Raw genomic sequence first — 18,046 nt, 5'->3', positions numbered from 1 at the left:
CGTTTCCGTGAAAGCCATCGCGCTTCTTTCGCGGCCCCGGCTCGGCTATCAGGGATGGATCATGCCGCGCCTCCCCGACCTCGCCCGCCTCGCGGGCCGCCTCTTCGTCCGCCCGCCCGAGGCGGAGCCGGAAGCGCCGTCTCCGGCCCCGGAGCCGCCGCCCGTCGCGCCGCCGCCCCCCGCCCGCTCGCCGGATTCGGAGGCGCTGGACAGGCTGCCCGCCGCCCTCATCCTCGTGGACGAGGACCTCCGCATCCGGCGCGTGAACCCGGAGGCGCTGCGGCTCCTCGCCGAGGAACCGGGGCCGAATGAGGAGGCGGCGGTCGACCTGCCGCTCGTCTCGCTGATCCGCGCGCCGGGGCTGATCGAGGCGATCGAGGACACGATCACCGACGGCGCGCCGCGGAGCGTCGAGGCGCCGCTGATCCGCAAGCGGACGGAGCGGCGGCTCCTCGCCCATGTCCGCGCCCTCGGCCCCGCCGCCCCGCGGGAGCCGGCCGCGCTTGTCCTGATCGAGGATCGGACGCGCATCCGCCAGATCGAGGAGATGCGGCAGGATTTCATCGCCAACGCCAGCCACGAGCTGAAGACCCCGCTCGCCTCCATCATCGGCTTCATCGAGACCCTGCAGGGCCCCGCGAGGGACGACCCCGCCGCCCGCGCCCGCTTCCTCGGCATCATGGCGACGCAGGCGGAGCGCATGAAGCGGCTGGTGGAGGACCTCATGTCCCTCTCCCGCATCGAAATGAACGCCCATGTCCGGCCCAAGGGCGCGGTGGACCTCGCCGCCCTCGCCCACGCCACCGTGGCGGCGATGGAGCCGGTGGCGCGCGAGGCGGGGGCGACACTCGCGCTGGAGGTGGAGGGAGAAGGCCCCGTCGTCGCCGGAGACCAGGACCAGCTCGCCCAGCTCCTCACCAACCTCATCGACAACGCGATCAAGTATGGCGGCGAAGGCGTCACCGTCGCCATCCGCCGCGCGGCGCCCGCCCCGGAGTGGCCCGGCATGGTAGGCCTCACCGTGGCCGACGACGGCCCCGGAATCCCGCGGGAGCACCTGCCCCGGCTGACGGAGCGGTTCTACCGGGTCTCGGTCGCGCGCAGCAAGGCGGTGGGGGGAACCGGGCTCGGCCTCGCCATCGCGAAGCACATCCTGACGCGTCATCGCGGGGAGCTCCAGATCCGCTCGAAACTCGGCGAGGGCAGCGCCTTCACGATCTGGATGCCCCCCGCGCCCGACTCGCGCGCCGCGCCCGGTTCCGTGACGAAACCGCGCGAGTCTCCCTCCACGAATGCGGACTAATCCTGAAATCCATATGTTTTCCAAACTACTAAGATGTCACAAAACTGTTTTCCCTCCGTCATAGAAACTCGGCCTGCGAAGGCTAGGCACGGCTCCTGAGACAGGGCGCGAGACGTTCTGCTCGTCAAAACGCAGAAACGATCCTCGATATGGAGAGATTCACATGAACAAGCGCATCGCAGCCGCCGCGATCGCCGCCGCGGCGGTCGCCGTCGCCGGGTCCGCCTCGGCCCGCGACCAGGTCCAGATCGCCGGCTCCTCGACTGTCCTTCCCTACGCCCAGATCGTGGCGGAGGCCTTCGGCGAGACCTATTCCAACTTCAAGACGCCGATCGTCGAATCCGGCGGCTCCTCGGGCGGCCTGAAGGAGTTCTGCAAGGGCGCCGGCCCGGCGACCATCGACATCGCGAATTCCTCCCGCCCGATCCGCGACAGCGAGGTGAAGGCCTGCGCAGACGCCGGCGTGACGGACATCATGGAAGTCCGCATCGGCTATGACGGGATCGTCTTCGCGACGGACATCAACGGCCCGGACTTCGCGTTCACCCCGGCGGACATCTACAAGGCTCTGGCTTCCGACGTCGTGGTCGATGGCGCGCTCGTCCCGAACCCCTACACGACCTGGAACGAAGTGAACCCGGCCTTCCCCGACTGGAAGATCGCGGCCTACATCCCGGGCGAGAAGCACGGCACCCGTGAAGTCTTCGAGGAGAAGGTGCTCGCGCATGGCTGCGAGGAGACCGGCGCGCTCAAGGCGATGATTGACGGCGGCATGTCCGAGGACAGCGCCGAAGACGCCTGCATCCGCGTCCGCAAGGACGGCGCCTCCATCGACATCGACGGCGACTATACCGAGACGCTCTCCCGCATCGATGCGAACCGCACCGGCGTCGGCGTGTTCGGCCTCGCCTTCTACGAGAACAACAAGGACCGCCTGAAGGTCGGCACGATGTCCGGCGTCGTCCCGACCACGGAGTCGATCGCCGCGGGCGAGTATCCCGTCTCCCGCCCGCTCTTCTTCTATGTAAAGAAGGCACATCTCGACGTGATCCCGGGCCTTCGTGACTATGTCGAGTTCTTCACGGCCGACGAGATGATCGGGCCGGCGGGTCCGCTCGCCAACTATGGCCTCGTCGCCGCGCCGAAGGCGGAGCGTGAGGCGCTGCGCGCGCGCATCGCCTCCGGCGAGACGATGTGATCGGACCCCGGTCCTGAACGCGCCGGGGGCGGGGCGCCCGCCCCCGGCGACCTGACGCGAGGGGAAGAAATCATGGGCGTCTCGACGCTGATACTGGTCGTGCTGGCGCTCGCCGCCGCCGGCTACATCGCCGGCCGGATGAAGGCGAAGGCGATGGAGAGGGCCGGGGCGAAGCCCCATTCGCGGAGCGGCTTTCACGCCGCCCATGTGATGAACTGGGTGCTGCTGCCCTCGCTCGCCGTCATCGTGCTGATCGTGATCGCGCGCCCCATCATCGTCGACAACGCGGTGCGCGCCGAGTTCCCGGCGGAGCTCCGGCAGGACGAGACGCAATCGAACCTCATCGCCGGTATGGTCTCGCAGATCGCGGGCGGGCTGACGCTGCTCGACGAAGGCGAGCGCGAGCAGGTGCGCGTCGGCCTTGTGCCGCTCCGGCCGCTGCTGGCGGAGAAGGGCGTCGCGCTCGGCGGCGCCGATATCGAGCCCTTCATGGTCCGCGCCGCGGAAACGCTGAACGGGCTGAACTCGACCTTTTCCGGGGCCATGTGGCTCCTGACCATCCTCGCGGCCGTGATCGGCGGCGCGCTCGGCTGGCTCCAGATCAAGCCGGAGATGCGCGCGCGGAACCGCGTCGAGACGGTCATCAAGGGCGTGCTCATCGCCGCCTCCGCCATCGCGATCCTCACCACGGTCGGCATCGTCTTCTCGATGCTGAGCGAGAGCCTGCGCTTCTTCAGCATGGTCTCGCCTGTCAACTTCTTCTTCGGCTCGACCTGGGACCCGCGCTTCGCCGCCGCCGACTCGACGGGCGACGAGGGCGGGCAATACGGCATCCTGCCGCTGCTCTGGGGCACGGCCTACATCTCGATCATCGCGCTCATCATCGCCGTCCCCATCGGGCTCTTCTCGGCGATCTACATGGCCGAATACGCCTCCAAGCGCGTGCGCGGGATCGTGAAGCCGATCATCGAGGTGCTGGCCGGCATCCCCACCATCGTCTACGGCTTCTTCGCCCTCGTGACGGTCGGCCCGATCATCCGCGACGCGGTGGCCGTGCCGCTCGGCCTCGGCTCCTCCGGCTCCTCGGTGATGACGGCGGGTGTGGTGATGGGCATCATGATCATCCCTTTCATCTCCTCGCTCTCCGACGACATCATCAACGCGGTGCCGCAATCGCTGCGCGACGGCTCCTACGGCCTCGGCGCCACGAAGTCGGAGACGGTGCGGCAGGTCGTGCTGCCCGCCGCCCTGCCCGGCATCGTCGGCGCCGTGCTGCTCGCGGCCTCGCGCGCCATCGGCGAGACGATGATCGTCGTGCTCGCCGCGGGCGTCGCGACGCGCATCTCGCTCAATCCCTTCCAGGAAATGACGACGATCACCGTAAAGATCGTGAGCCAGCTGACCGGCGACACCGAATTCACCTCGCCGCAGGTGCTCGTCGCCTTCGCGCTCGGCCTCACGCTCTTCGTCGTCACGCTGGGGCTTAATATCTACGCGCTGCACATCGTGCGCAAATACCGGGAGCAGTACGACTGATGGCCGACATCGCCGCACCCCGTCGCGCGGCCTCGCTTGGCGAGGTCACGCCCAGCCTGAAGAAGCGCCGCGCCGCGGAGGCCCGGTTCAAGGCCTACGGCATCGCCGCGATCTCCGTCGCGCTCTTCTTTCTCATCGCGCTGCTCTCCACCGTCTTCGTCAACGGGATCAGCGCGTTCCAGCAGACGTCCATTCGCCTGACCGTCGACCTGAAGCAGGACGTGATCGACCCGCAGGGCCGGAACACCGTGGACGCGGTGATGACGGGCAACGTCTTCCGCTGGGGCGGCCTCGTGGACGAGGCGCTGCTCTCGCAACTCGGCATCGACCCGAATGACGAGCTTCTCGCGGCGGACGCCCAGAAGCTGCTCTCCGGCGGCTCCCGGATCCTCCTGCGTGACTACGTGGCCGAGAATCTCGACCAGATCGGCACGCGGCAGGAGATCTGGTTCCTCGCCGACGGCGTTGTCGACGCCTTCATGAAAGGCTCGATCAGCGAGGAGACGGAGGAATCCCGCCGACCGATCAAGGACCGGCAGATCGCCATGCTGCGCCAGCTCGAAGAGGCGGGCGCGCTGGAGAAGAAGTTCAACACCGGGCTCTTCACCTTCGGCGCCTCCTCCCGCGCCGAGACGGCGGGCGTCGGCGCGGCGATGGTCGGCTCGATGTACATGATGCTGGTGGTGCTCGCGCTCGCGCTGCCGATCGGCGTCGCCGCCTCGATCTATCTCGAGGAATTCGCGCCGAAGAACCGCTGGACCGATCTGATCGAGGTGAACATCAACAACCTCGCCGCCGTGCCCTCCATCGTGTTCGGCATCCTCGGCCTCGCCGTCTTCATCAACTTCTTCGGACTGCCGCGTTCGGCCGCGCTGGTCGGCGGCCTTGTGCTCACGCTGATGACCCTGCCGACGATCATCATCGCGACCCGCGCGTCGCTGAAGGCGGTGCCGCCCTCGATCCGCGAGGCCGCGCTCGGCGTCGGCGCCTCGAAGATGCAGGCGGTGTTCCACCATGTCCTGCCGCTCGCGATGCCCGGCATCCTGACCGGGACGATCATCGGCCTCGCCCAAGCGCTCGGCGAAACTGCGCCGCTGCTGATGATCGGCATGGTCGCCTTCATCGCGGACGTTCCGTCAGGCCCGACCGACCCGGCGACGGCGCTGCCGGTTCAGATCTTCATGTGGGCCAACATGGCCGAGCGCGCCTTCGTGGAGCGGACCTCCGCGGCGATCATCGTGCTGCTCGGCTTCCTGCTGATCATGAACGTCACCGCGATCCTGCTCCGCAAGCGCTTCGAGCGCCGCTGGTGACGACGGGGGACAAAGAGATGGAAGGAAACTTCATGAAGGACGACGAGCGGGCGCTGATGGGGGATACGAAAGTCTCCGCCACGAACGTGAACGTCTACTACGGCGAGGCGCACGCCATAAAGGACGTCTCCGTCGAGATCGGGGACAAGGCCGTGACGGCGTTCATCGGCCCTTCCGGCTGCGGCAAGTCCACCTTCCTCCGCTGCATCAACCGGATGAACGACACGATCGACATCTGCCGCGTCACGGGCTCGATCCTGCTCGAAGGGGAGGACATCAACGCGAAGTCGGTCGACCCGGTGCAGCTCCGCGCCCGCGTCGGCATGGTGTTCCAGAAGCCGAACCCCTTTCCGAAGTCGATCTACGACAACGTCGCCTACGGCCCGAAGATCCACGGTATGGCGACCAACAAGCCCGATCTCGACGCCATCGTCGAAGGCTGCCTCCGCAAGGCCGCGCTCTGGGACGAGGTGAAGGACCGGCTCGACAAGCCGGGCACCGGCCTTTCCGGCGGCCAGCAGCAGCGGCTCTGCATCGCCCGCGCCATCGCCACCTCCCCGGAAGTGCTGCTGATGGACGAACCCTGCTCCGCGCTCGACCCGATCGCGACGGCGCGCGTCGAGGAGCTGATCGACGAGCTGAGGGACAGTTTCGCCATCGTCATCGTCACCCACTCGATGCAGCAGGCGGCGCGCGTGAGCCAGAAGACGGCGTTCTTCCACCTCGGGGTGATGGTCGAGTACGACGACACCGACAAGATCTTCACGAACCCGTCCGACAAGCGGACGCAGGACTACATCACCGGCCGGTTCGGCTGAGGAGGCCATCATGGGCGAACACATCGTCACCTCGTTCGACGACGACCTGATCGAGCTTCGCGCCCGCATCGCGGAGATGGGCGGGGTGGCGGAGACGCAGCTCTCCCAGGCGCTGGACAGCATCGAGCGGCGCGATTCCGAGCTCGCCGAGGAGGTGATCGGCAAGGACCGGCGGCTCGACGCGCTGGAGCACGAGGTGGAGCGGCTCGCGACGCAGATCATCGCGAAGCGGCAGCCCATGGCGAAGGACCTGCGCCTCGTCGTCTCCGCCATGAAGCTCTCGACCACGCTGGAGCGGGTGGGCGACCTCGCCAAGAACATCGCCAAACGCTCCCGCGCGCTGACGGCGACGAGCCCGGTGCGGATTTCCGGCTCCGTCGTCCGCATGGGCCGGCAGGCGCAGGCCCAGCTCACCGAAGCGCTGGACGCCTACGTGAAGACGGACGTGGACGCCGCGATCGCCGTCTGGCGCCGCGACGTGGAGATCGACGACGCCTACAACGCCCTCTTCCGCGAGACGATCACCTACATGATGGAGGATCCGCGGACGATCTCGCTCGGCTCGCAGCTCCTCTTCATCGCGAAGAACCTGGAGCGGATCGGCGATCACGCGACCCATATCGCGGAGATGATCCACTACAGCGCGAAGGGCGAGGCCATCGGGCCGGAGCGGCCGAAGGGCGAGGCGGACGATATCGGGCAGGCAATCTGAACGGGAGCGGAGAGATGAGCGCGCGGATCACCGTGGTCGAGGACGAGGAGGCGCTCGGCGCGCTCCTCGACTACAATCTGACGCAGGAAGGCTACCAGGTCCGGCTCTGCGCCGACGGTGACGAGGCGCTGCTGACCCTCGACGAGGAGGCGCCGGACCTGATGATCCTCGACTGGATGCTGCCCGGCGTCTCCGGCATCGAGATCTGCCGCCGCGCGCGCGGGCGGGCCGATATGCGGGACCTGCCGATCATCATGCTCACCGCCCGCGGCGAGGAGGAGGACCGGATTCGCGGGCTCGACACCGGGGCCGACGATTACCTGACCAAGCCCTTCTCGATGACGGAGCTTCTCGCCCGCGTCCGCGCCGTGCTGCGCCGCTCCCGCCCCACCCTGGCGGGCGACGTCGCGACCTTCGGCGACATCGTGCTGGACCGGGAGACGCGGCGCGTCCATCGCGGCCCGCGCGAGGTGCATCTCGGCCCGAAGGAGTTCCGCCTGCTCGACTGCCTGATCCGCCGGCCGGGCCGCGTCTTCAGCCGAGAGCAGTTGCTCGACATGGTCTGGGGCCGCGACGTCTATGTCGAGGCGCGGACGGTGGATGTGCATGTCGGCCGGCTCCGCAAGGCGCTGAACCGCCGCGGCGATGCGGACCCGATCCGCACCGTCCGCGCCGCCGGCTACGCGCTCGACGAGACCTATCTCTCCTGACGGGCTGGCGGCGCCCCGCCGCCGGCCCTATCCTCCGGGCATGGACCCGCAACCGCTCGACAGGCAGGCGCTCTTCGCCGCGCTTCTCTTCCAGATGGAGGCGGGGGCGGACGAATGCATCGGCGCGGAGCCGGTGGACCGTTTCGCCGCGGCCGCCGCAGCGCGCGAGGCGGCGGCGGCGCGGGCCGATGCGCGCGCGCCCGCGCCCGCGCCGAAACCGGCGGCGCCCGCCGTCCTGAGCCCGAGGCAGCCGGCGGAAACTGACGCCGCGGAAGCCGTGACGGAGGCGCGGAGACTCGCCGCCGGGGCGCGGACGCTTGAAGAGCTCCGCACAGCGATCGAGGGCTTCGAGGGCTGCGCCCTGAAGCAAGGCGCGCGCAACACCGTCTTCGCCGACGGCGACCCGGCGGCGCGGGTGATGTTCGTCGGCGAGGCGCCGGGGCGCGACGAGGACCGGGAGGGCAAGCCCTTTGTCGGCCGCTCGGGCCAGCTGCTTGACCGGATGCTCGCCGCGATCGGGCTGGACCGCCGCGCGGCGGGGCCGGAGCGCGGCGCCTACATCACGAACCTCCTCCCCTGGCGCCCCGCGGGCGACCGGGACCCGGCGAGCGACGAGGCCGCGATGCTCCTGGCCTTCCTCGAACGCCATATCGAACTCGCCGCGCCGGAAATCGTGGTCACGCTCGGCCGTGCGCCGGCCTCGGCGCTCTTCGACGAGTCGGTTTCCATCACGCGTGTCCGAGGGCGCTGGCGGCAGGCGGCGCGAACGGGCGGGCGTCCCGTCCTGCCGACGCTGCACCCCGCCTATCTCCTCCGCCAGCCCGCCGAAAAGGCGAAGGCCTGGCGGGACCTCCTGTCATTGCGCTCCGTGCTGGACGGCGCGCCGCCGCCCGAGGCCCGATGATGACCGAGCGCGAATTCGTCCCCGTCCGCATCGCGGTGCTGACCGTCTCCGACACGCGCACGCCCGCTGACGACCGCTCCGGCGATGCGCTGGTCGAGCGGCTGGAGGCGGCCGGGCACCTCCTCGCCGGGCGCGCCATCGTGAAGGACGACGTGGAGGCCATCGTCGCGCAGGTCCGCCCCTGGGTCGAGAGCCCGCAGGTGGACGTGGTGATCTCCACCGGAGGCACCGGCCTCACCGGGCGCGACGTGACGGTGGAGGCGATGAAATCCGTGTTCGAAAAGGAGATCGAGGGCTTCGCCGTCGCCTTCCACATGATCTCATGGGCGAAGATCGGAACCTCGACGATCCAGTCCCGCGCCTGCGCGGGTGTGGCGGGCGGCACCTATCTCTTCGCCCTGCCCGGCAGCCCCGGCGCCTGCCGCGACGGCTGGGACGCGCTGCTCGCCCCGCAGCTCGATTACCGGCACAAGCCCTGCAACTTCGTCGAGATCATGCCGCGGCTCGAAGAGCACAGGCGCCGCAAGCCCGGCTGAGCCGGCTCAGCCGAGATTTGAGAGCAGCAGGTTCTGCGCCGCGCTCGGCCCGACCGAGCCCTGGAGGAGAGAGAGCGCCGCCATGCCGGGCGTCGAGGCGGAAGGGCCGTTCTCGATCGACTTGCGAATCAGATAGCGGTTGATCGCCTGGTCCACATTCACCGGATCGTTGAACACCGCCATGGACTTCGAGCCGAAATCGCGCAGCGCCACGCGCTGGAGCTCCTCCCGCTGGCGGTCCACGTCGAGCTGGGAGAAGCCGGCGGGCAGGTTGAACGCGCCTTCCAGCACGGCGCGCACCGGCTGGTCGCCGAGCGCGGAGAGCCATGCCGTGCTCACCGGGTCGCTGGCGTTGGCGAACTTGCCGATCTCGCGCCGGAAGTTGAGCGCGAGGCGCAGCGATTCGTCCTGCTCGCCCACCGCGATCTCGAAGGCGCGGACACGGTAGGCGTCCGTGATCCGCTCGCCGAAGCCCGGGTCTCCGGTCCGGGCGCCGGCAAGATTGCCGAAGCCGAAGGCCTTCGCGATCTCGCCATAGCGGGGATCGACGAACTTGTTGGCCAGCGCGTCCTGGTTTTCCGTGCCCTCAGCCAGAATCTTCCGGATGAACGCCTTCTTGTCGATCTCGTCCCCGAGGCCGAAGGCGCCGAGCGCGACGGTCAGCAGCCTCCGGTCCGCCACAAGCTCTTCCGCGCTCGTGACCTTCGCGATGTTCTCCTTGAAATAGGCGACGTCGCGAGCGATCTCCGGCTGCCGGTCGAAGACGGCGCGCTGCGTCGTCTCCGTCCGGACGAGGAGTCGGTAGCCGGCGACGCCGCCGACAGGGACGATGGGATCGAAGCTCATTGCGGCCTCGGCTCCGCCCCGGCCGCATAGGCCATCAGCTTTTCCTCGAGCGGCAGAAGCCCGCGCAGCGCGCGGAGCGCCGGGTAGAACCGTTCGAGCGCGACATCCTCCGCGGCGCGGGAGAGGCGCACGCGCGATTCGGGGTCGTTGAACACGAAGCCGAGCTGCTCGATACCCATCGCGATCTGCCGCTTGGCTTCCGCAACGTCCGCCTCGCCGGCCAGCGCGAGCTGGACGATGTAGAGCACGCGGCGGACGGGCGTGTTCGCCTCGTCGGGATGCAGCGCGTCGCGGAGGCGCAGGACGTTCGAATCCGGCGTCAGGATGTTGAGCCGGGCGCGCCTGTCCCCGTTCTCGATGACGACGCCGTTGGCGACGAAACGCTCGCCTGGTGCGAGCTTGAGGATCAGGCCGGGCATAGCGCCGCCTCGTTCTGGGCTCTGAGACCGCGCATGATCGCGGTGTTGATCTCGACAAGCGCCTCGGCCGTCGCCTCCTTCGCAAGGACGCGGGACGTATGCTCCCGCGTGAAAAGGGCGAGGGAGAGAAGCTGGGCGCGGAGTTTTTCGGGGAGGCCGTTGTTCGGGTCGGCCATTTCGCCGGCGAGAATGGTCCATAGCCGGAGATTCTGGTGCATCGCCTCGGCGAGCGCGGGGAAGGCGCCAGGGCCTTCGGCGGCGATCGCGGCGCTGAGGCCATGCGTGATGCGCGCGAAAGCCTGGTATTCGATCTGTCTCGGGGCGTTCACGGCGCGGGACGTATCGCCATAGCCAGCCTGAGCGCGGTGGTGGGAAGTCATATGCGTATCCTCGCAAAGGCGCCGGTCCGGCCGGCGGCGGTGTCATACGCGGCTTCGGCCGCGCGACGAGGAAGGGACCGGAGCCGGGGTTCGCCCGGCTCCGGCAGGCTCTCCTTATCGGAAGAGCGCCAGGATGGACTGCGGCGCCTGGTTGGCGATCGAGAGCGCCTGGGTGCCGAGCTGCTGCTGGACCTGGAGCGCCTGGAGCCGCGCAGCGGCTTCTTCCATGTTCGCGTCCACGAGGGAGCCGATGCCCGACTTGAAGCTGTCGATCAGGGCGCCCATGAACTCGTTCTGGATCTCGATGCGGCTCTCGGACGTGCCGAGCGCGGCCTGCGCGTTGGTCGTGGTCTGGATCAGGCCCTCGATGGCGGAGAGCGCCGCAGTGGCCCCCTCTTCCGTCGAGACGTCGATCAGGCTGAGCGTCTCGAGACCGCCGGAGGTGGTGCCGCCGGTGGTCAGCGTGCTGGTGGCCGTCACGGCCGCGCCGGTGTTGTTGGTCAGCGTGATCGCCGCGCCGGAGACGGAAGCGGTCAGCTTGATCCCGTCCGCAGCCGCCTGCAGGTTGATGCGCTCCGCGATGCCGGCGGCGATGTCGTTCACCGAATCGCCGTCCCGCGCCACGTAGCGCACTGCGCCGGTCACACCGGTCAGGCCGCCGATCGTGTAGCTGTCGCCAGCCAGAACACGGTTGCCGCCACGGGCCGCCGTGGCGACGTCGCCGACGACCGTGAGCGTGGCCGTGGAGCCGAGTGCCGCCGCCGCCGCGCCGGAGACGGTGAAGGCCGCCGCCGCGAGGTCGGTGCCCGTGCCGGCGGCGCCGGCGCGGTTCGTGAGGTCCTGCTTGTTGACCGTGATCGACGCCGTGGAGACCGTCTGGTCAGAGCCGCGGTCGAGCGAGGCGAGGACGGAGTTGGCCTGCGAGCCCTTGTTGGCGACGATGTTCGCCGTCGTCACCGCCGCGCCGTCCGCCACGACCTTGCCGTTGTTCAGCAGGTTGAGGCCGTTGAACTGCGCCGCGGAGGCGATGCTGGACACCTGGTTGACGAGCGAGGCGACCTCGTCCTGGATCTTCGCGCGGTCGACGTTGTTCTCGCCCGCGGTGACGATCTTCTTCTTGATGTCGAGCAGCAGGTCGCCGATGCCCTTCGCCGCGTCGGAGGCGACGGCGACGGTGGACTGGCCGAGCGAGAGCGATTCGGAAATCGCCTCGAAGCCCTTCACGTCGGAGCGCATGACCTGGCTGATGGCGAAGACGGCCGCGTTGTCCTTCGCGGAGCCGACCTTGAAGCCGGTCGAGATCTCCTTGGAGACGGTCGTGAGGTTCTTGTTGATGGTGTTCAGGGTCTGCAGCGCGATCATCGCGCTGTTGTTCGTGAGAATGCTGCTCATCTTGAGCTCTCCTGCATCGGTCGCGGCGATTTTCCGCCGCCATGTCGTCTTCCGGGTCTCGCCCCGGAGGTGAAACGCCCTTGCTGGCGTCCCGCCGGATCGTCGCCTTCGGCGCCGTCGGCCGGGGCCTTCTTGTCCCCGCCGTCGTTCTGCCGGGCCGCGCTTAACAAAGCCTTGCGGGGGGGAGGGGATGAGCGGAGACTTTCGCGGGCTTTTTAGTTGCGTTCGCGGCGGTTGCCCTCAGCTTCCCTGCGCAAGGATGGCGCGAAGCCGCGCGAAGCCGTCGCCCTTCGGGCTCGGCTCCGAAACGAAGGCGTCGAGCGCGGGCCAAAGCTTCACCGCGCGGTCGAGGAGCGCATCCGCGCCCGGCTGGTAGAGCCCGGTCTGGATCATCGGCTCCGCCTTCTCATAGGCGCCGAGGAGACGGCGAACCTCGAGAATCGTCTCGTTCTCGCCCTGGCTCGCCGCCGCCGGCAGGGCGCGGGAGACGGAGCGGCCGACATCGATGGCCGGGAACCGTCCGCGCTCCGCAATGGAGCGGTCGAGCACGACATGGCCATCCAGAACGCCGCGGGTGATGTCCGCCACCGGCTCGTCCATGTCGGACCCGGCGACGAGGACGGAATAGATGGCGGTGATCGCACCATCCGCCGAACGGCGCCCGGCAGGCCCCGCCCGCTCCGCCATCGCGGCGATCATGTTGGCGGTCGAGGGCGGAAAGGCGCGAAGGCTCGGCGTCTCCCCCGCCGTCAGCGCGATCTCTCGATGCGCCTCCGCAAAGCGGGTGATGGAGTCGAGGATGAGGAGCACATGCTTGCCCTCGTCGCGGAAATGCTCGGCAACCGCCGTCGCCGTCCAGCCCGCGCGGCGGCGCGCGAGGGCCGATTCGTCCGAGGTCGCGACGACGAGCACCGCCCGCCGCAGGCCTTCCGGCCCCAGCCCCTCGTGGATGAATTCGTTGAGCTCCCGCCCCCGCTCCCCGATCAGGCCGAAGACGACCACGTCCGCCTCGACTCCGCGGGCGAGCGCCGCGAGGAGGCGGGACTTGCCGACGCCGGAGCCGGCGAAGACGCCGATGCGCTGCCCGCGCGCGAGCGGGAGGATCGTGTCGAAGACCGAAAGCCCGGTCCTGAGCCGCGGCCCGAGCCCGCCGCGCGTCGCCGCCGGCGGGGGCGCACGGCGAATCGGGGCCGCGACCTTGCCCTCGGTCAAGGGCCGCCCGTCGAGCGGGGCGCCATAGGCGTCGACCACGCGGCCGAGCCACGAAGCGGCGGGCCGCGGCGGCTCCTCCGGCGCGAGCCAGACCGGATCGCCGAGCGCGACAGGCGCCCCGGCGCCGAGCACCATAGCCCGCGCGCCCTCGGCCGTGAGGCCCACGATCTCTCCGCCCGGGCCCTGCGCGTCCGGACGCTCCGCAAGCAGGATGCGGTCGCCGAGCCGCGCAGCGGCGCCAAGGCCGGTGACGAGGATGGAGCCGTCGCCCGCCGCCGCGACCTGGCCGCATCTCCGGCGCGAAGGGGCGCGGGCGAGCTCAGCCTCCAGATGCGTCACGTCGACCATTCCGAACTCTCCTCAATTCGACGGAAATCGCCGGCTTCGGGTTACCGCTTGTAAAGTTTCGATCCTTAAGACCCGGTTTCGAAAGCGGATGGAGAACTCTCCGTGTCGAACGACCTGACAATACTCACAATGGCCAAGAGCCTCGCCGCCCATGCGACGACGCGACAGGGCCTTGTAACCCAGAACGTGGCGAACGCAGACACGCCCGGCTTCGCGGCGCGGGACGTTCGGCCCTTCGCGGAGGCCTATCGCGGCCCCGGCGCCGAAACGGCCGGCCCGAACGCCTTGCGCGCCGCCAGCTTCTCTCCCGCGGCGAGCCGGCCCGGCCATGCCGGTTTCGAATCGGCCGCCGCCGCCGCGACAGCTTATGAAATCACCAAGATCGACGCGGCCTCGCCCAACGGCAACACCGTGAGCCTCGAGGACCAGATGGTCCGCGGCGCCCGCGCCCAGGCGGACCATGACATGGCGCTCGGCGTCCTGCGGAAATCGATGGACCTCATCCGCATGGCCATCGGCCGCGCGCGGTGAACGGTGAAAGGAGCCGGAGATGAGCGACCTTCTGAAAGGCATGGCGGCGGCGGCGAGCGGGATGAACGCGCAGTCGACGCGCCTGCGCATCGTCTCGGAGAACATCGCCAACGCCGATACGCCGGGTTTCCGCCGCAAGCTGGTGAGCTTCGAGGCGATGGTGAACGGCTCGGACGATTCCCGCGCCGTTGCCGCCCGCCGCGTCTCGCTCGACCAAAGCCCGCTGGAGCGCGTCTACGACCCCGCGCATCCGCTGGCCGACGCCGAAGGATACCACGAGGGCTCCAACGTCCAGTCGATGATCGAGATCGCGGACGCCCGCGAGGCGCAGCGCAGCTACGAGGCGAATCTCCGGATGTTCGACCAGTCCCGCCGGATGCTCTCCTCGCTCTTCGAACTTCTCCGCCGATAGCCGCGGAGACCCGCCCGCTATCCGATAATCCGCCAGAAAGGGGATCGTCATGGAAGTGAATTCAGCACTCGCAAGCCGGCTCTACCAGAACGTCCAGGGCGCCCTCGCCCCCGGCGACGGGAACCGGAAGGCGCGCCCCGGCATGGCCGAGACGGCGCAGGAGGCGGCGCAGAGCTTCGTCGAGACGCTGCGACAGGGCGAGGAGACGGCGAAGGCCGGCATGGTCGGCAAGGCCGATCCGCAATCGGTCGTCACCGCCCTCGCCAGCGCCGAACTCGCGGTGCAGAGCGCGATCTCGATCCGCGACCGCGTGGTGGAAAGCTACCAGGAAATCCTGCGGATGCCGGTCTGACCCGGCCCCGCGGGGTCGCGCTCCGATGAGCCCGGGCGAAATCATGGACGTGACGAGGGCGATGCTTTGGGTCGCCTTCGTCGTCTCGCTGCCGATTCTCATGGTCGCGCTCCTCTTCGGTCTCGTGATCGGCCTCTTTCAGGCGCTGACCTCGATCCAGGAAATGACCCTGACCTTCGTGCCGAAGCTCGCCGCTGTCGCCATCACGTTCTGGATCAGCATGGGCTTCATGAGCGAAGCGATCGTCTCCCTCTGGCGCGATTCGCTGATCCCCGTCATCGCAGGAGGCTGACCCCGTGCCGCGCGCCGCGCTTCTCGCCCTTCTCCTCATCGCGGCTCCGTCCGTGTCCGTCGCGGCGCAAAGCCCCGCGGCGGCGACCGCTGCAATCTGCGACGCCTCGGCGGCGGGGGCTGCGCGGGGCGGCCCGCCGATCGAGATTCTGCGCGCACTGACGCGGACAGAGACCGGGCGGCGGCTCGAAGGCGCGCTCCGCCCCTGGCCCTGGACCGTGAACATGGAGGGCGAGGGCTTCTGGTTCGACAACCGGGAGGAGGCCCTCGCCTTTGTCCGCGCGCGGCACAAGGCCGGCGCGCGCTCCTTCGACATCGGCTGCTTCCAGATCAACTTCCGCTGGCACGGCGAGGCCTTCGAGAGTTTCGAGGAGATGTTCGACCCCGCCGCCAACGCCGCCTACGCCGTCCGCTTCCTGAACGAGCTGAAGGCGGAGGGGGGGGACTGGCGCGTGGCGGTCGGCAAGTATCATTCGCGCACGCCGGAGTTCGCCAACCGCTATACGAAGCGCTTCGACTCGATCCTCGCCAGCCTCGACCCGGCGGAGGATCTCCCGGCCCTCGCCGCGCCGCGCATCCTCCTCGCCACGGCCGGAGACGGGCCCGCCTCGGCCGGCGGCCTCTTCGTCGCCGGCCCCGCGCACGGCGCGCCGGACCGCGCGCGCTCGAACTGGCGCGGCGGCGTCGCGCTTTCCGCCCTCTCCGCCGGCGCGCCGCTCCTGCGCGCCGGCCGCCCTCTTTTCGACTAGACGATGATGAACATCTCCAAGCTCTACCAGCCGACGATCCTGCTCGCGCTCGCGCTGCTGGCGGTCATCCTCATGATGATCCTGCCGATGCCGGCTTGGGTGCTCGACCTCGGGCTGACGATCTCCTTCGCGCTCTCCATCCTCGTCTTCACCAACACGCTCTTCATCCAGCGCCCGCTCGATTTCTCGGCCTTCCCGACGATCCTGCTCGCCTCGCTGATGCTGCGGCTCTCGCTCAACGTCTCGTCGACCAAGCTAATCATCGGGGAGGGGCATAACGGCACCCATGCCGCGGGAGAGGTGATCGAGGGCTTCGCGATGTTCGTGATGGGGGGTTCGATCTGGCTCGGCCTCGTCGTCTTCGGCGTGCTGCTGATCGTCAACTTCATCGTCATCACCAAGGGCGCGGGCCGCATGGCCGAGGTCGGCGCGCGCTTCGCGCTCGACGGGATGCCGGGCCGTCAGCTCGCCATCGACAGCGACATGGCCGCCGGCGCCATCTCCCATGAGGAGGCGCGGGCCCGGCGCAAGCTGGAGCAGGAGGAGACGACCTTCTTCGGCTCGCTCGACGGCGCCTCGAAATTCGTGAAGGGGGACGCGATCGCCGGCCTCCTCATCACCCTGCTCAACCTCGTGATCGGCCTCGCGATGGGCGTCTTCGGGCACGGCATGCCGATCGGGGAGGCGTTCGAGACCTACGCCATTCTCACCGTCGGCGACGGGCTGGTGAGCCAGATCCCGGCCGTCATCATGTCCATCGCCGCCGCCCTTCTCCTCTCCAAGGGCGGCGTGCTCGGCTCGGCCGACAAGGCGGTGATCGGACAGCTCGGCGGCTTTCCCGCCGCGCTCGCCACGGTCGCCGGGCTGATGACGCTGCTGGCGCTTGTTCCCGGCCTGCCGATGGCGCCCTTCCTGCTCGGCGCCGTGGTCCTCGGCGCCGCCGCCTGGGCCGGCGCGCGGAAGACGAAGCTCCTCTCCCTCGCCGCGCCGAAAAGCGCCGAACAGGAGAAGAAGCGGCCGACGGAGAAACGGGTCGGAGACATGCTCGACCTTGACGACATCCATGTCGAATTCGCCGCCGACATGGTGGAGTCGGTCCTCGACGAGGTCACCGGCCTCGGCAACCGCATCACCAACATGCGCAACCACATCATCGGCCTCTACGGCGTCGTGATCCCCGAGATCCGGCTGACGGACGATGCGAGTCTTCCCTCCGGCGGCTATGTCATCCGCATCCAGGGCGTTGAGATGGCGCGGGCGACGCTCAGGCCGGGCCGCGCGCTCGTCCTCCTCGGGGACCAGCCGCATCTCGCCCCTGCGGGGGAGGACGCCGCCGAGCCGGTCTACGGCGCCCCCGCCCGCTGGATCGCGGAGGAGGAGCAGGAGAACGCCTCCCTCTCCGGCTTCTCCGTCATCACCCCGACTGAAGTGGTGGCGACGCATCTCCTCGAGATCGTGAAGGCGAATTTCGGGCGGCTCTTCACCCGCCGGGCGCTTCGCAAGCTCCTCGACGAGTTCGTCGCCGTCTCCGACCCGAACCGCGCCGCCGCGAATCGCCGCCTGCTGGACGAGTTCGTGCCGGACAAGGTGCCTGTCGACCTCCTCCAGGGCGTGCTCAGGCGGCTGCTGGAGGAGCAGGTCTCCGTCCGCAACCTGCCGCTCATTCTAGAGGCGATCCAGGAGGCGAAGGGCATGGGCGCCGCGCCCGACGCGATTGTCGAGCATGTGCGCCGGCGGCTCGGCTTCCAGCTCGTCGCGGGGCTGACCGAGCCGGACGGCGCGCTGCCGATGATCCAGCTTCGGCCGGAATGGGAGGAGATCTTCACCCGCCACACGATCGAATCGACGGAAGGCGTGCCCGACATCGCGCTCCCGCCCTCCGAGTTCAACCGCCTCGCCGCCTCGGTGGCGGAGAAGGTGGCGGAGGCCGGGCGGCTCGGCCGCTATCCGGTGATCGCCGTGGGCGCGGCGCGGCGGCGCTTCCTCAAGACGGTGCTGGAGGCGAAGGGCGTGCGCAACGCCGTCCTCTCCTTTGACGAGATCGGCTCCAATGCCCGGCCCTCGCTGATCGGCGTCGCCTGATC

At 69.2% G+C, this 18,046-nt stretch carries 20 protein-coding genes; 15 read left to right on the top strand and 5 right to left on the bottom strand.

Annotated elements, in window-relative coordinates; genetic code table 11:
• The first annotated feature begins 7 nt into the window (after positions 1 to 7).
• The 9 genes from ACE37J_RS21290 (at position 8) to moaB (ending at position 9,030) form a co-directional block, all read left to right on the top strand.
• Complete coding sequence (locus tag ACE37J_RS21290) at positions 8 to 1,303, top strand: ATP-binding protein (protein WP_409715694.1); 1,296 nt, start codon at positions 8 to 10, stop codon at positions 1,301 to 1,303.
• Positions 1,304 to 1,466: 163 nt separating this feature from the next.
• Complete coding sequence (locus tag ACE37J_RS21285; RefSeq protein ID WP_409715691.1) at positions 1,467 to 2,501, top strand: substrate-binding domain-containing protein; 1,035 nt, start codon at positions 1,467 to 1,469, stop codon at positions 2,499 to 2,501.
• A gap of 72 nt (positions 2,502 to 2,573) precedes the next feature.
• Positions 2,574 to 4,037, top strand: coding sequence for a phosphate ABC transporter permease subunit PstC (gene pstC, locus ACE37J_RS21280; RefSeq protein ID WP_409715688.1), 1,464 nt, complete (start codon positions 2,574 to 2,576; stop codon positions 4,035 to 4,037).
• The gene (gene pstA / locus ACE37J_RS21275) at positions 4,037 to 5,350 is read left to right on the top strand and encodes a phosphate ABC transporter permease PstA (protein WP_409715685.1); all 1,314 of its coding nucleotides are present in this window, start codon (positions 4,037 to 4,039) and stop codon (positions 5,348 to 5,350) included. The genes pstC and pstA overlap by 1 nt, the downstream gene beginning before the upstream one ends.
• Before the next feature lie 32 nt (positions 5,351 to 5,382).
• Positions 5,383 to 6,168, top strand: coding sequence for a phosphate ABC transporter ATP-binding protein PstB (gene pstB / locus ACE37J_RS21270; protein WP_409715682.1), 786 nt, complete (start codon positions 5,383 to 5,385; stop codon positions 6,166 to 6,168).
• Positions 6,169 to 6,178: 10 nt separating this feature from the next.
• Complete coding sequence (phoU, locus tag ACE37J_RS21265) at positions 6,179 to 6,880, top strand: phosphate signaling complex protein PhoU (RefSeq protein WP_409715679.1); 702 nt, start codon at positions 6,179 to 6,181, stop codon at positions 6,878 to 6,880.
• Positions 6,881 to 6,894: 14 nt separating this feature from the next.
• Positions 6,895 to 7,590 (top strand): phosphate regulon transcriptional regulator PhoB, encoded by a 696-nt coding sequence (phoB, locus tag ACE37J_RS21260; protein ID WP_409715676.1) that lies wholly within the window; start codon positions 6,895 to 6,897, stop codon positions 7,588 to 7,590.
• A gap of 40 nt (positions 7,591 to 7,630) precedes the next feature.
• Positions 7,631 to 8,494 (top strand): uracil-DNA glycosylase family protein, encoded by an 864-nt coding sequence (locus tag ACE37J_RS21255; RefSeq protein WP_409715673.1) that lies wholly within the window; start codon positions 7,631 to 7,633, stop codon positions 8,492 to 8,494.
• A complete protein-coding gene (gene moaB / locus ACE37J_RS21250) occupies positions 8,494 to 9,030 on the top strand; it encodes a molybdenum cofactor biosynthesis protein B (RefSeq protein ID WP_409715670.1) in 537 nt (178 codons plus the stop codon). The genes ACE37J_RS21255 and moaB overlap by 1 nt, the downstream gene beginning before the upstream one ends.
• Before the next feature lie 6 nt (positions 9,031 to 9,036).
• Here moaB and ACE37J_RS21245 read toward each other — a convergent pair whose 3' ends face one another.
• The 5 genes from ACE37J_RS21245 to ACE37J_RS21225 form a co-directional block, all read right to left on the bottom strand.
• Entirely contained in the window at positions 9,037 to 9,876 is an 840-nt protein-coding gene (locus ACE37J_RS21245) for a DUF1217 domain-containing protein (RefSeq protein ID WP_409715667.1), read from the bottom strand.
• Complete coding sequence (gene flbT, locus ACE37J_RS21240) at positions 9,873 to 10,295, bottom strand: flagellar biosynthesis repressor FlbT (RefSeq protein ID WP_409715664.1); 423 nt, start codon at positions 10,293 to 10,295, stop codon at positions 9,873 to 9,875. The genes ACE37J_RS21245 and flbT overlap by 4 nt, the downstream gene beginning before the upstream one ends.
• Positions 10,283 to 10,675, bottom strand: a complete 393-nt coding sequence (flaF, locus tag ACE37J_RS21235; protein ID WP_409715661.1) for a flagellar biosynthesis regulator FlaF — start codon at positions 10,673 to 10,675, stop codon at positions 10,283 to 10,285. Before flaF ends, flbT begins: the two co-directional genes overlap by 13 nt.
• A gap of 114 nt (positions 10,676 to 10,789) precedes the next feature.
• Positions 10,790 to 12,067 (bottom strand): flagellin, encoded by a 1,278-nt coding sequence (locus ACE37J_RS21230; RefSeq protein ID WP_409715658.1) that lies wholly within the window; start codon positions 12,065 to 12,067, stop codon positions 10,790 to 10,792.
• 240 nt (positions 12,068 to 12,307) lie between these two features.
• Positions 12,308 to 13,627, bottom strand: a complete 1,320-nt coding sequence (locus ACE37J_RS21225) for a FliI/YscN family ATPase (RefSeq protein WP_409715655.1) — start codon at positions 13,625 to 13,627, stop codon at positions 12,308 to 12,310.
• Between the two features lie 102 nt (positions 13,628 to 13,729).
• Here ACE37J_RS21225 and ACE37J_RS21220 point away from each other — a divergent pair, with 102 nt between their 5' ends.
• The 6 genes from ACE37J_RS21220 to flhA are packed head-to-tail and all read left to right on the top strand — an operon-like array spanning position 13,730 to position 18,044.
• The gene (locus tag ACE37J_RS21220) at positions 13,730 to 14,158 is read left to right on the top strand and encodes a FlgB family protein (protein WP_409715652.1); all 429 of its coding nucleotides are present in this window, start codon (positions 13,730 to 13,732) and stop codon (positions 14,156 to 14,158) included.
• Between the two features lie 19 nt (positions 14,159 to 14,177).
• Positions 14,178 to 14,570, top strand: coding sequence for a flagellar basal body rod protein FlgC (gene flgC, locus ACE37J_RS21215; RefSeq protein ID WP_409715649.1), 393 nt, complete (start codon positions 14,178 to 14,180; stop codon positions 14,568 to 14,570).
• Positions 14,571 to 14,619: 49 nt separating this feature from the next.
• Complete coding sequence (fliE, locus tag ACE37J_RS21210) at positions 14,620 to 14,922, top strand: flagellar hook-basal body complex protein FliE (protein ID WP_409715646.1); 303 nt, start codon at positions 14,620 to 14,622, stop codon at positions 14,920 to 14,922.
• Positions 14,923 to 14,947: 25 nt separating this feature from the next.
• On the top strand, positions 14,948 to 15,214 hold the full coding sequence (locus ACE37J_RS21205) for a flagellar biosynthetic protein FliQ (RefSeq protein WP_409715643.1): 267 nt from the start codon (positions 14,948 to 14,950) through the stop codon (positions 15,212 to 15,214).
• Positions 15,215 to 15,218: 4 nt separating this feature from the next.
• Entirely contained in the window at positions 15,219 to 15,962 is a 744-nt protein-coding gene (locus ACE37J_RS21200; protein ID WP_409715640.1) for a lytic transglycosylase domain-containing protein, read from the top strand.
• A 3-nt stretch (positions 15,963 to 15,965) separates the two neighbouring features.
• Complete coding sequence (gene flhA, locus ACE37J_RS21195) at positions 15,966 to 18,044, top strand: flagellar biosynthesis protein FlhA (RefSeq protein WP_409715637.1); 2,079 nt, start codon at positions 15,966 to 15,968, stop codon at positions 18,042 to 18,044.
• The last annotated feature ends 2 nt before the right edge of the window (positions 18,045 to 18,046 follow it).

Origin of the sequence: Pikeienuella sp., from assembly GCF_046290545.1 — a bacterium.
GTDB lineage: Bacteria > Pseudomonadota > Alphaproteobacteria > Rhodobacterales > Rhodobacteraceae > Pikeienuella.
Note: the sequence above shows the minus strand (reverse complement) of the source record. Positions and strands in the feature narration are given on the sequence as shown.

Coding starts and splice junctions, on each gene's coding strand:
- ACE37J_RS21285 (WP_409715691.1), top strand. CDS start 1,467: ATGAACAAGCGCATCGCAGCCGCCGCGATCGCCGCCGCGGCGGTCGCC.
- pstC (WP_409715688.1), top strand. CDS start 2,574: ATGGGCGTCTCGACGCTGATACTGGTCGTGCTGGCGCTCGCCGCCGCC.
- pstA (WP_409715685.1), top strand. CDS start 4,037: ATGGCCGACATCGCCGCACCCCGTCGCGCGGCCTCGCTTGGCGAGGTC.
- pstB (WP_409715682.1), top strand. CDS start 5,383: ATGAAGGACGACGAGCGGGCGCTGATGGGGGATACGAAAGTCTCCGCC.
- phoU (WP_409715679.1), top strand. CDS start 6,179: ATGGGCGAACACATCGTCACCTCGTTCGACGACGACCTGATCGAGCTT.
- phoB (WP_409715676.1), top strand. CDS start 6,895: ATGAGCGCGCGGATCACCGTGGTCGAGGACGAGGAGGCGCTCGGCGCG.
- ACE37J_RS21255 (WP_409715673.1), top strand. CDS start 7,631: ATGGACCCGCAACCGCTCGACAGGCAGGCGCTCTTCGCCGCGCTTCTC.
- moaB (WP_409715670.1), top strand. CDS start 8,494: ATGACCGAGCGCGAATTCGTCCCCGTCCGCATCGCGGTGCTGACCGTC.
- ACE37J_RS21245 (WP_409715667.1), bottom strand. CDS start 9,876: ATGAGCTTCGATCCCATCGTCCCTGTCGGCGGCGTCGCCGGCTACCGA.
- flbT (WP_409715664.1), bottom strand. CDS start 10,295: ATGCCCGGCCTGATCCTCAAGCTCGCACCAGGCGAGCGTTTCGTCGCC.
- flaF (WP_409715661.1), bottom strand. CDS start 10,675: ATGACTTCCCACCACCGCGCTCAGGCTGGCTATGGCGATACGTCCCGC.
- ACE37J_RS21230 (WP_409715658.1), bottom strand. CDS start 12,067: ATGAGCAGCATTCTCACGAACAACAGCGCGATGATCGCGCTGCAGACC.
- ACE37J_RS21225 (WP_409715655.1), bottom strand. CDS start 13,627: ATGGTCGACGTGACGCATCTGGAGGCTGAGCTCGCCCGCGCCCCTTCG.
- flgC (WP_409715649.1), top strand. CDS start 14,178: ATGAGCGACCTTCTGAAAGGCATGGCGGCGGCGGCGAGCGGGATGAAC.
- fliE (WP_409715646.1), top strand. CDS start 14,620: ATGGAAGTGAATTCAGCACTCGCAAGCCGGCTCTACCAGAACGTCCAG.
- ACE37J_RS21205 (WP_409715643.1), top strand. CDS start 14,948: ATGAGCCCGGGCGAAATCATGGACGTGACGAGGGCGATGCTTTGGGTC.
- flhA (WP_409715637.1), top strand. CDS start 15,966: ATGATGAACATCTCCAAGCTCTACCAGCCGACGATCCTGCTCGCGCTC.